An 11,691-nucleotide genomic window follows, 5' to 3' on the forward strand; every position below is an offset into this window, starting at 1 on the left:
AAAATAATTTGTAAACCAGATAAAAGAAATTGTCGATAAAAAACAAACTCTTTGTTTCCTTAATATTTATAAACCTCCAGCTTCCCGCTCCCAACATCCAGCTTAATTATTTAGACTGATGATTCACATCATTTCTATGCTCTACAATTTCAAGATTTGCATCTACAAAATAGGCGCTTCCGAATCCGTTTACATAAGATCCCTTTACAGGCTGCAAGGCAATTAAAATAAAATCTCCCATTTCAGAAATGACATCCACTACTTTACCATGAGTCTCTTTAAGTTGGGCAACTACAGTATTCCATACTTCAGAATCTCTTTCAATCTGAGACGCTCCTGCTTCAATAGTCAGCCTTTCACGGGCATAGATCTGCTTCGTTGCTGATTCATCTTCAATAAACATGATGGATGTTTTTCTTCCGTCAGCAAGGTTTTTAGTATGTTTTGCCATGAAAGATACCAGGATATAAAATGTATGCTCTACTTGAGCAAAAGGAGCATAGCTTGAATTGGGATTCCCTTCTGCATCTACAGTAGCCAGAATAATACTTTTTGAAGCATTGATGAGTTCCTGTACTTTTGGAGCAACAGGTTTGATTTTCTTTTCTGTATGAGTATGGTTCATAATATATTTATTTATCAGTTAAAATTAATTATTTATATTAAGACTAAATAATATTAATTCATGTTTAATCTCATAAAACTGAACTTGATCTGCCGTTTTTATATCTTAATTATTAATCGTAATTTTGCCTTTCGTAATCAATTGAATTTAAAATTATTCATTACATATGAGTACTACAACACAATACGTTCCTTATAAAGTTAAGGATATCTCCCTTGCAGAATGGGGTAGAAAAGAAATTACCCTTGCAGAAGCAGAAATGCCTGGTTTGATGTCTATCCGTGAAGAATACGGACCATCTCAGCCACTGAAAGGAGCAAGAATCGCAGGATGTCTTCACATGACAATCCAGACGGCTGTGCTTATCGAGACATTGGTAGCTTTAGGAGCTGAAGTTACCTGGTCATCTTGTAATATTTTCTCTACACAGGATCACGCTGCTGCTGCTATTGCTGCTGCTGGAATTCCGGTGTATGCCTGGAAAGGTTTAAATGAAGAAGAATTTGACTGGTGTATTGAGCAGACTTTATTCTTTGGTGAAGACAGAAAGCCATTAAACATGATTTTGGATGATGGTGGAGATTTAACAAACATGGTTTTTGATAAATACCCTGAATTCACAAAAGATATCAAAGGTCTTTCTGAAGAAACCACTACAGGTGTTCACAGACTGTATGAAAGAATGAAGAACGGAACTTTAGTAATGCCTGCAATCAACGTAAACGATTCAGTAACTAAATCTAAATTCGACAACAAATACGGATGTAAAGAATCTGCTGTAGATGCAGTAAGAAGAGCTACAGACGTAATGTTGGCCGGAAAAAGAGTGGTAGTTTGCGGATACGGAGATGTTGGTAAAGGTACTGCAGCTTCATTCAGAGGAGCTGGTTCTATCGTTACTGTTACTGAAATTGACCCAATCTGTGCGCTTCAGGCTGCTATGGACGGGTATGAAGTAAAAAGATTAGACACTGTAGTAGACAACGCTGATATCATCATCACTACAACAGGTAACTTCAATATCGTAAGAGGAGAACACTTCCTTAAAATGAAAGATAAAGCTATCGTTTGTAACATTGGACACTTCGATAACGAAATCGATATGGCTTGGTTAAACAAAAACTATGGTCAGACTAAATCTGAAGTGAAACCTCAGGTTGATATTTATACTATTGAAGGAAAAGAAGTGATCATCCTTGCAGAAGGTAGATTGGTAAACTTAGGATGTGCTACTGGCCACCCAAGTTTCGTAATGTCTAACTCTTTCTCTAACCAGACTTTGGCTCAGATCGAATTATGGAACAACTCTGCAGCTTATGGTAATGAAGTATATATGCTTCCTAAGCACCTGGATGAAAAAGTAGCAGCTTTACACCTTAAGAAATTAAGCGTAGAACTTGAAACTCTTTCTCCTGAGCAGGCTGAATATATCGGTGTAGATGTAAAAGGGCCATTCAAGCCTGAATACTACAGATACTAAGATTTAAATAAAACATGATATGATCCCACTATTTCTAAGATAGTGGGATTTTTTATGGAGTGCCGCAGGGCAATTCCTTATTTTTGTCAGCTAAAAAAATAACATGAAAAACTACTTATTTCTGGGAATGATGAGCGCTGTTGTATTCCTTAACAGCTGCAGCGGCAATGATGATAATGAGGGAACCAATAATCCTTCCGAACCAAAAATGTTATTAAGTAAAATCACTACAGTTTACTATGATAATCCATCACAGCCTCAAACCAGCGTAGAAACCCTTGAATATAATAGTCAGGGACAGCTTATAAAAACTTCGTCTGCCTATGGAACTTCCACATTTGAATACAATAACGGGAAACCTGTAAAGATAAATCATTATAATACCAACCAGACACTGGAATACTATTCTGCTTTTAATTATAACGGAGATCAGCTGGCAAGCGTTAAAGCAATCTACAACACTCATCCGGATTACAACAGAACGATTACCTATAATTATAATACCAACGGACAGGTGATCTCTACATCTCTTTGCCAGTCGCCAGACTGTTCCAATCCCATCGTTGATACGTATGCTTATAATGGGAACAATATTTCATCAGAGATTTCAGAGGGTGGAGGATCCAGCACTAAAGTTGTGTATTCCTACGATGATAAACTGAACCCATATACCAATCTCAATAAGTATATTAGAATTATGATGGGCAGAGCTATTGTGATGAGCCCCAATAATTATCTGATAGAAAAGGTAAGCTACAAAAGTAACGGGACCTGGATACAAAACCAAACCAGAACCTCTACGATAGAATACAACAGCGCCGGTTTACCTACTCAGGTAGTCTCAAAAGAAGCCAACGGAAACCTTTCAGCTCAGTATAATTACGAATATATCACTCAATAATAACAGACTCTCCAATTTTGGGGAGTTTTTTTATGAGCTGATCCCGCTATCCGCTCATACTCCTCACACCAGCACTGTCACCCTGAGCGAAGCCTAAGGGTCTCAACGCAAGTTCCGGGGTAACCGCTTCTATCGGGGGCTAGGGGAAAATTTTGAATTATAGATTATGAGCTATGAATTTGGAGGTATTCTATACATATTCAATAAGAACGGACTATAATCCTGAGCTTAGACGAAGGGAATCCGTTTTTATAATAAAATCAACCGGCTTTAGCCAAAACTTAAAATCCATGAATATAACAATCCGTATTTTTCCCATATTTCCCCTCTGCTAGAGCTCTATTTATAAAAAATGAATATCTTAGCCCTCTTAAATAAAACATTAAACTATGAAAAAACAAAGAGTATCGAATGCATTCGTCGCTGCATCATGGGTAGCATTGGGAGCAGGAATGATTGGTTTCATCGTCGGTCTTGCAAGAGCTGAAATGCTGCTGAATGAAAAAGGATATTATTTTACTATTCTTCTTTATGGCCTATTTGCCGTTGTTTCTCTACAAAAAGCAGTACGTGACAGGTTAGAAAATATTCAGGTAACAGACATTTATTACGGGATCTGCTGGTTTGCTACATTATCATCTATTGTATTGCTGGCCATTGGACTTTGGAATGCCACTATTCTTCCGAGTGAAAAAGGTTTTTATGCCTTTGCCTTTCTGCTCGCTCTCTTCGGAGCCATCGCGGTCCAGAAAAATACACGTGACAATATGCTTCAGGAATAAAATAAAACTCTCCAAAACGGAGAGTTTTTTATTTGATCAAAATAAAAAATAATTAAAACATTAACGAATAATATTACTAATATTTTAAAATTTCCATATATTTATATCATAAAATAGAGATATAATTAAAAATATTCACTCATTTCTATTTTCACCTTAAAACTAATACCATAAACTATAATCATGATTTTAAAAAAAATCTCATTACTCATTTTCCTATTGTTGATACTCACAATAAAAGCACAAAATGAGTTCATCACCATTTGGAAACCCCAAAATGCACAGCTCATTAAATTTCCCGGCCGAGGAACTAACTTCCAGGTGTCATGGGAAGAGGTAGGATATCCGCAACATACCGGAACAATGCACAATGTAACCTCAACTACTGAATTTACTATCAACTTAGGAACACCATTAAATCCATCTTCTGCCCAGGCCAGCTACAGAATCAAAATTAGTGACGGAACCGGCAGCTTTGATCAGGTGAGGTTTTTTGATAATACAATAATTCCCACTTATAATGCCCCTGACCGAACGAAAATCACACAAATTACTCAATGGGGAAATATAAAATGGAAAAGCTTTGACAATGCTTTTGTATTCTGCGACTATATGGATGTGACAGCTACTGATGTACCAGACCTCAGCATGGTAACCAGTTTGCGTCAGATGTTTTATTTATGTACTTCATTACTCGGCAATCCTTCTTTCAATACATGGAACACCTCTACAATTACAGATATGTATTATATGTTTGGTGATGATTATCTCTTTAACCAACCATTGGGAAACTGGGATACTTCCAATGTTACAGATATGTCATATATGTTTGACAATACAGCATTCAACCAGCCTTTGGGAAAATGGAATACCGCAAAAGTTACCACCATGGAGCATATGTTCCATACTGCTCACAACTTCAATCAGGATATTCAAAACTGGAATACAGGAAATGTCACTAATATGAATGAAATGTTCCATGACACCGCTTTTAACCAAAATATTGGAAGATGGAATCTAAGTTCATTAACAACCGCTACCGGTATGTTTCTCAACTCTGCTATGAGCTGCCTGAATTATGATAAAACCCTTTACGGATGGAGTCAAAGCTCATCAACACCTGCTAATATTAATCTATCAAATGCATCACCATTGGTCTATTCTCATGCTGATGCTGTAGCTGCAAGAAATTATTTAATCAATAATAAAGGCTGGACGATATCCGGTGATGTTTACAATGGACTCTGCAATCAAACACTTTCAACTTCTGAAACGGCAACCATCAATACAGCTTCCATTTATCCCAATCCTGTAAAAGATCATATTTATCTGAAAAACATTCCGAAGCCGGAAAGTTATATTATAACTGATATGAGTGGAAGAACTGTTGCCAAAGACAATCTGAAACATGAAGAAATTACTGTCAGACTTTTGTCTCCGGGAAATTATATTCTGCAGGTCTTGACAGAGAATAAGATTCATTCATTTCCATTCATTAAACAATAACCTAATACCATAAAACGATAATCATGATTTTAAAAAAAATTCCAACACTCATTTTTCTTTTGCTGATATTCCTGGTAAAGGCACAAAATGAATTTATCACGGTATGGAAACCCAGTCTTACCCCGCCTTCCTATCCTTATGCAGGAATTCCTGTTAACTCAAATAATAATCAAATCTGGTTTCCAGGAAGAGGAACAAACTATCAAATCTATTGGGAAGAAATAGGCTATCCTTCACACAATGCGACCTTAACGAATGTAACTTCTGCTTATCAGACCCTGATCGATTTCGGAGTTCCGCACAACCCCAATCCATCAGATGCCACTTACCGGTTAAAAGTAAGTAACGGAAACGGAAATTTTCACCAGATAAGATTTGCTGACTGGGACATATTTAATGACAACGGAATTGTAGGGGATGTTCATAAAATACAATTGATAGAACAATGGGGAAATATTCAGTGGTCTTCTATGGAACAGGCATTTCAGGCATGCAAAATTTTAGATTTTACCGCCACAGACATTCCTGATCTGAAGGAGGTAACTGATTTGTCTTACATGTTTTCAGGTTGTTATGGCTTAGTGGGAAATCCTACTATAAATAACTGGAATACATCCAATGTAACTACATTACTTGGAACATTTACAGGATGTTTCGTTTTTAATCAGCCGGTTGGAAACTGGAACACTTCCAATGTAACCATAATGGCTATCACGTTCAATGTAGCTAAACTTTTCAATCAACCATTAGATAACTGGGATACTTCTAAAGTAACTTCTACTACGGCTATGTTTAATGGAGCCGCTGAATTCAACCGCCCTATTGGAAACTGGGATATGTCTAATAATCTTGATTCAGAGTTTATGTTTTCCGGGGCTACGAAATTTAATTATCCCCTTAAAGACTGGAATACTTCAAAAATCATAGAAATGAATCATATGTTTAATGGTGCAAAAGCTTTCAATCAGGATATATCTATGTGGAATACAAGCAGTGTCACCATTATGAATGGTATGTTTTATAATGCTGAGAATTTTAACAGCAATATTTCCAATTGGGATACCAGAAAAGTAGAATGGATGCAGGACATGTTCAACGGAGCAAAAAGCTTCAATCAGGATATAGGAAAATGGAATGTCAGTTTAGTAAAAAGTATGAACAGCATGTTCAACAATGCCATTGCTTTCAACCAGAACCTGGGAAAGTGGAATCTCAGTTCATTATTGTACGCTTCCAATATGTTCAAAAATTCTGCGTTGAACTGCCAGAATTATGACAGCACGCTGTATGGCTGGAGCCTGAATCCTTCAACACCAAATGACATTAGCCTAACCTCAGTTTCTCCTCTTACTTATTCCCATAATGCAGCAGTAACTGCGAGAAACAATCTGATTAACAATAAAGGCTGGGCAATCAGTGGAGATACATATAACGGAGAATGTCAATCCTTCCTTGGAACTTCTGATGTAAAGATAAAAGGTGAAATCAATATCTACCCAAATCCTGCCACAGACATTATTTATGTAAAAAAATCCAATGCTAAAGACTTTAAAATTATTGACGCGAGCGGAAGAATCGTTTCAAGTGGAGATCTGGCGAGTGAGCAGATCAATATTCAAGCTTTAATTCCAGGGAATTATATTTTACAGCTTTATTCAAAAGAGAATATCCGGAATTTAAAATTCATAAAGAAATAACACTGAACATGCTATTAAAAAAAATTTCAACACTCTTTTTTCTAATACTGATTTTCATGGTGAGAGCTCAGGATGAATTTATCACGATCTGGAAACCTGCTTCTACGGCATTACCTGCAGTAAATGTAGACGCTCCCTATCAGGCTAGTCCTCAGCAAATATGGTTTCCCGGAATTGGTGATAATTATGATATTTACTGGGAGGAAATAGGCTATCCCCAGCACAACGGCTCTCTTACCAATGTCACTTCTACGAAACAGGTCCTGATTGATTTTGGCATATCACTTTCAGACGGAAATGATGCAAAATACAGAGTAAAAGTAAGTAATGGAAATGGGGAATTCAAACAAATAAAATTCGGGTCACCACAGATGATGACACTTCCTGAGCAGTTATTTCCTATCTGGCAGATCAATGGAAGTACAGACAAATTACTGGAAATAGAACAATGGGGAAATATTTCATGGACAACAATGAACAGTGCATTCAGTTTGTGCAGGCTAATGATTCTTACCGCAACAGACAGTCCTGATCTTAATAATGTTGATGATGCTTCTTTTATGTTTTATGGTACAACCAGCTTTATGGGTGCCAGCTCCATGCAAAACTGGGAGACTTCGAAAATCAAAAATTTCAGTTTTATGTTTTCGCTTTTATTTGATGTTTCTCCGGTAACAATTACAGATCAGTTTAATCCACCCTATCTTGACAGTTGGAATATGTCTTCTGCTACAAACCTTAGCTATATGTTTGGAAACAGGACCGTTTTTAACCAAACTCTCAATAGCTGGGACGTTTCAAAAGTGACAGATATGAGCTGGATGTTTGGGCAGTGTTTAAGTTTCAATCAACGTCTGGACAACTGGGATACTTCTAGTCTTGAGGATATGCATTTTATGTTTCATGTGATCCCTGTTTTCAATCAGCAGCTCAATTGGAATACGTCTAAGGTTACCAATATGGCTCATGTTTTTCATGGTTGTTCAACCTTTAATCAACCTTTGGAAAACTGGGACATGACCAAGGTCACCAGAATAGACCAGATTCTCAACGGTGCTTCAAGTTATAATCAGCCCCTAGGGAACTGGAACTTAGCTTCTGTTACAAATGCTAATGCTGCATTAAATTTAGCTGCGCTCAATTGTGAAAATTACAGCAAAACACTTCTGGGATGGGCAGACAACCCCAATACGGCAAACAACGTTGCATTAGGTCCTGTAACAGGATTTAAATACGCTTCAAACGTGGCAGATAAAAGAGATATTCTTATCAATAAAGGCTGGATTATGACCGGTGATACAGTAGGAAACTGTTTACTGTCTTCATCTGATTTAAAACTGAATAAAAAACTTTCACTTTATCCTAATCCAGCAGTGGATGATATTCATATCGAAGGATTAAAGGACATGAAAAGCTATAAAATTTATGATGCAAGCGGAAGGCTTGTGAAAGAAGGAAATCCTAATAATGATATGATTAATGTAAGCTCTTTACCTAAAGGAAATTACATTTTACAGCTCATTCTAAAAGAAAAAACAATTTCTTCAAAATTCATTAAGAAATAAAAACAAAAAAGCCTCGCTGAAAAGTGAGGCTTTTATTTTGAGTTTAAAGATAAGCTATTTGTCAAAATGATTTGGATGCTGGGCTTTGATATCCTCTACCGTTCCTAATACTTTATCTTTTAGGGAATCTTGGTATTTCTGAAGTTTTGCTGCTACTTCTTCATTTCCGCTTCCTAAAATTTTTGCCGCTAAAATTCCTGCATTCAAAGCACCGTTTAAAGCTACAGTAGCTACCGGAATTCCGCCGGGCATCTGAAGAATAGATAAAACAGAATCCCATCCGTCTATTGAATTACTGGACAAGATCGGAACCCCAATTACCGGAAGTGTTGTACAGCTTGCCACCATTCCCGGAAGGTGTGCCGCCCCTCCGGCTCCGGCTACGATTACTTTCAACCCTCTTTCCTGAGCGGTTTTTGCATAATCGAACATTCTTTCCGGTGTTCTGTGTGCTGAAACTACAGTTAGTTCATAAGGGATATCCAGGCTTTTAAGAAAATTTGCAGCCTGCTCCATGATCGGCAGATCACTCTGACTGCCCATAATAATTCCTACCATCTTCAATTTTATTAGATCTTCAAAGATAAAAAAATAAAGCGGGAAGTTGGAAGAAGGAAGCAGGAAGTTCTTTTATCACAATCAAACAAAATCCAATCAATCATCAATTATTTCCCCTTTTCCCATCTGTATCATCAAAAATTAAAATAACTGTACCCATTCTTTTTTCTTCAAAACCTCTACATTTGTGTGTTACACTACTTATTTACATTGAAAGACTATAAACTTATTTTTGCTGTTCTTACCGTTGCAATGGTCTGGGGAACTACATTTTTGGCTATACGTGTAGCTGTGGAAACCATTCCTGCCTGGTTTGTAGCAGGAATCCGTCAGTTTTTGGCTTCTCTCATTATGCTTGTCGTTCTACTTTCGAGAAAGGAATTCAAATGGATTGGCTGGAAAAGCTTAGGATATCAGGTTGTTTTTTCTTCCCTGATGTTGGTTGTTGCTAATGGTATGACTACAGTCGCTGAGGAAACTGTTTCGAGCAGTCTTGCCTCACTGATCAGTGCCTGCTCTCCTATCCTTGTTTTTTTGGGAAGTGTAGCTGTGGGATTACAAAAGTTCAGTTTACGGGCTCTTAGTGGCGTCTTGTTATGTTTCAGCGGAATTCTTTTTATTTTTTGGGATGGACTGCAAGATCTTGCCAACCCTGATTACAGAATGGGGATGATTTTCCTCTTCTGTGCCATTGCAGGCTGGGCTTCCGGAACCATTTTCACCAAAAAATTAAATATCCAGAGCGGAAATATAACGTTGAATCTGTTCTATCAGTTCCTGTTTGCAGGGGTTGTTCAGATTATTTTTGCATTCCTGTTTTCTGAAAATTATAACTTTGGAAACTGGTCTGTAAAGAGTATTTCAGCCATGTTATACCTTTCTGTTTTTGGTTCAGTAGCCGCTTTTTTTGCCTTCCATTATGCACTGACAAAAATTTCGCCGGTACAGGTTTCTATTCTGGCCTATATCAATACCATCATTGCTATATTTTTAGGCTGGCTGATTATGGATGAGAAAGTGACTTTCAAGTTTATTCTTGCAGCTGTTATGATCATCTGTGGCGTTTTTATTATTAATTACAAACCGGAGATGTTCAGGAGGCAGAAAGTATCATAATATGTGAAAAATTTCCTCATTTTTTTATTTGCTGTATTGCATTTCTAACCATTAAATTCGATTAAAATTTATAGGTAAGTATCAGAATTTCTTTACATTTGTCAAAACACAACTTTATAACCATGAAGCAAAAACTATCCATCATTACTGTTTTACTTCTTCCTGCATTTTATCTTTCTCAAAAAGCAGAGCCCAGGGAAGATATCAAACTGAAAAGTTTTGATTACAAAATCTATATTCAAAACAAAAAAGACAAAGAAACGAATCAGGAATTATATCTGATTCCTAATAAAGGGGATACTATCAGAGAAAATGCTCTTGTTAAAAAAATATCAGGGGAAGAAACTCACAGAGGTATTTACAGAATTAACAACGCAGAAATTCATTTTGTAGATATTGATCTTACCACAGAAAAAATCAACCATAAAATCTATAGTCCCAATAAAAAAGGAGTGCTAACATTAGTCAAAGAAAATTCAAATCTGACCTCTTATCCCAAGGATCTTCCTCCAAAATTTAAAGACAATAAACCTCCGCATCCTGAATTCGAAGGTGGTGAAGCAGCATTGTATCAATGGATTGAAAAAAACATATATCCGGCCTTGGAAAAGAAATATAAGAAAAAAGAGAAAGGAAATTCTGTTCTTATTTTAGATATAGAGCCAAACGGAGTTCCAACTTTTGTGGAAATAAAAAATTTGAATATTTCTGATACCATCAAAAAACAACTCACCAATATCGTAAAAACATCTCCTGTCTGGAAGACCAATATACAAGGGTTTGACGTGTCGGGAATTGTCTTTATTCCTTTAGAATACTAAAGAACATCATCAGGGAGTATTTTCATATTCCCTCCATTTTTCCTATATTGTATACTCCAACCTATACAATATGCTGAAAAACACATTTTTTTTATTTCTGGTCGCCTCTTTTTTTCTTGTAAGCTGTGATTACAAAGAGAAGGAGAAAAACCTGACAGACAGGGAAAAACAATTATTAGAAAAAGAAAAAGTATTCGCGAAGAAAGAATCCGAATATCAGTCGCTCCTGAAAATGAGAGATAGTATTTTTGCTAAAAAAGATTCGGTAGTTATTACTTCTTCATGGCCCGCTGAAATTTCCGGTCCATGGAATGGAAAAGTAATCTGTACAGAGTCTAACTGCAGTGAGTATGCTGTGGGTGACCAGCGTACTGACATCTGGGAGTTTGATAACGATTCTACCCAGCCTATTACCAAAATCATCAATAACAATAATCTGGTAAGGCTATATACAGGCAAGTTTGAAAACAATGAGATCAGGTTGTCTTTCAAAACAGATTCTACTGCCAAAAAGAATGTAGAAATGAACGTTCTTCTTAATGATATTTCAGACAACAAGATCAAAGGTACAAGAACTATCACATCTGATGGCTGTACCGCTAAGTTCTCTGTTGAATTAGTCCGTTCCACAAAATAAACA

General features: G+C 36.7%; 11 protein-coding genes. 9 read left to right on the forward strand and 2 right to left on the reverse strand.

The features are described from left to right. Positions 1-106: 106 nt before the first annotated feature. Positions 107-625, reverse strand: a complete 519-nt coding sequence (locus tag ACTJIP_RS02535; protein WP_219073068.1) for a pyridoxamine 5'-phosphate oxidase family protein — start codon at positions 623-625, stop codon at positions 107-109. 166 nt (positions 626-791) lie between these two features. Between ACTJIP_RS02535 and ahcY the strand changes: the two genes are divergently transcribed. From ahcY to ACTJIP_RS02565, 6 genes are all read left to right on the forward strand, one after another. Continuing rightward, entirely contained in the window at positions 792-2,105 is a 1,314-nt protein-coding gene (gene ahcY / locus ACTJIP_RS02540; protein ID WP_047378461.1) for an adenosylhomocysteinase, read from the forward strand. Positions 2,106-2,208: 103 nt separating this feature from the next. Next, complete coding sequence (locus ACTJIP_RS02545) at positions 2,209-3,006, forward strand: hypothetical protein (RefSeq protein ID WP_219073069.1); 798 nt, start codon at positions 2,209-2,211, stop codon at positions 3,004-3,006. A 389-nt stretch (positions 3,007-3,395) separates the two neighbouring features. Further along, positions 3,396-3,788 carry an inner membrane protein YiaA gene (gene yiaA / locus ACTJIP_RS02550; protein ID WP_034699887.1) on the forward strand — a complete coding sequence of 131 codons (393 nt, stop codon included), beginning with the start codon at positions 3,396-3,398 and terminating at the stop codon, positions 3,786-3,788. A 183-nt stretch (positions 3,789-3,971) separates the two neighbouring features. After that, positions 3,972-5,294, forward strand: coding sequence for a BspA family leucine-rich repeat surface protein (locus ACTJIP_RS02555; RefSeq protein WP_180564310.1), 1,323 nt, complete (start codon positions 3,972-3,974; stop codon positions 5,292-5,294). Positions 5,295-5,317: 23 nt separating this feature from the next. Then, entirely contained in the window at positions 5,318-6,991 is a 1,674-nt protein-coding gene (locus ACTJIP_RS02560; RefSeq protein WP_440704082.1) for a BspA family leucine-rich repeat surface protein, read from the forward strand. Positions 6,992-7,047: 56 nt separating this feature from the next. Continuing rightward, entirely contained in the window at positions 7,048-8,556 is a 1,509-nt protein-coding gene (locus ACTJIP_RS02565; protein ID WP_232538981.1) for a BspA family leucine-rich repeat surface protein, read from the forward strand. 54 nt (positions 8,557-8,610) lie between these two features. On the opposite strand, the gene purE is transcribed toward ACTJIP_RS02565, so the two are convergent. After that, positions 8,611-9,114, reverse strand: a complete 504-nt coding sequence (gene purE, locus ACTJIP_RS02570; protein ID WP_077418424.1) for a 5-(carboxyamino)imidazole ribonucleotide mutase — start codon at positions 9,112-9,114, stop codon at positions 8,611-8,613. Between the two features lie 210 nt (positions 9,115-9,324). Between purE and ACTJIP_RS02575 the strand changes: the two genes are divergently transcribed. The 3 genes from ACTJIP_RS02575 (at position 9,325) to ACTJIP_RS02585 (ending at position 11,688) form a co-directional block, all read left to right on the forward strand. After that, on the forward strand, positions 9,325-10,230 hold the full coding sequence (locus ACTJIP_RS02575) for a DMT family transporter (RefSeq protein WP_077418422.1): 906 nt from the start codon (positions 9,325-9,327) through the stop codon (positions 10,228-10,230). Between the two features lie 122 nt (positions 10,231-10,352). Next, positions 10,353-11,051: a hypothetical protein gene (locus ACTJIP_RS02580; RefSeq protein ID WP_440704083.1), complete on the forward strand. Its 699-nt coding sequence runs from the start codon at positions 10,353-10,355 to the stop codon at positions 11,049-11,051. A gap of 70 nt (positions 11,052-11,121) precedes the next feature. Beyond that, on the forward strand, positions 11,122-11,688 hold the full coding sequence (locus ACTJIP_RS02585) for a hypothetical protein (RefSeq protein ID WP_077418418.1): 567 nt from the start codon (positions 11,122-11,124) through the stop codon (positions 11,686-11,688). Positions 11,689-11,691: the final 3 nt, after the last annotated feature.

It is taken from the genome of Chryseobacterium sp. 22543 (genome assembly GCF_052044565.1).
Lineage (GTDB): Bacteria > Bacteroidota > Bacteroidia > Flavobacteriales > Weeksellaceae > Chryseobacterium.

Excerpts from the sequence above, each read along its gene's own strand:
- ACTJIP_RS02535 (WP_219073068.1), bottom strand. The coding sequence starts at position 625 with ATGAACCATACTCATACAGAAAAGAAAATCAAACCTGTTGCTCCAAAA.
- ahcY (WP_047378461.1), top strand. The coding sequence starts at position 792 with ATGAGTACTACAACACAATACGTTCCTTATAAAGTTAAGGATATCTCC.
- ACTJIP_RS02545 (WP_219073069.1), top strand. The coding sequence starts at position 2,209 with ATGAAAAACTACTTATTTCTGGGAATGATGAGCGCTGTTGTATTCCTT.
- yiaA (WP_034699887.1), top strand. The coding sequence starts at position 3,396 with ATGAAAAAACAAAGAGTATCGAATGCATTCGTCGCTGCATCATGGGTA.
- ACTJIP_RS02555 (WP_180564310.1), top strand. The coding sequence starts at position 3,972 with ATGATTTTAAAAAAAATCTCATTACTCATTTTCCTATTGTTGATACTC.
- ACTJIP_RS02560 (WP_440704082.1), top strand. The coding sequence starts at position 5,318 with ATGATTTTAAAAAAAATTCCAACACTCATTTTTCTTTTGCTGATATTC.
- ACTJIP_RS02565 (WP_232538981.1), top strand. The coding sequence starts at position 7,048 with ATGGTGAGAGCTCAGGATGAATTTATCACGATCTGGAAACCTGCTTCT.
- purE (WP_077418424.1), bottom strand. The coding sequence starts at position 9,114 with ATGGTAGGAATTATTATGGGCAGTCAGAGTGATCTGCCGATCATGGAG.
- ACTJIP_RS02580 (WP_440704083.1), top strand. The coding sequence starts at position 10,353 with ATGAAGCAAAAACTATCCATCATTACTGTTTTACTTCTTCCTGCATTT.
- ACTJIP_RS02585 (WP_077418418.1), top strand. The coding sequence starts at position 11,122 with ATGCTGAAAAACACATTTTTTTTATTTCTGGTCGCCTCTTTTTTTCTT.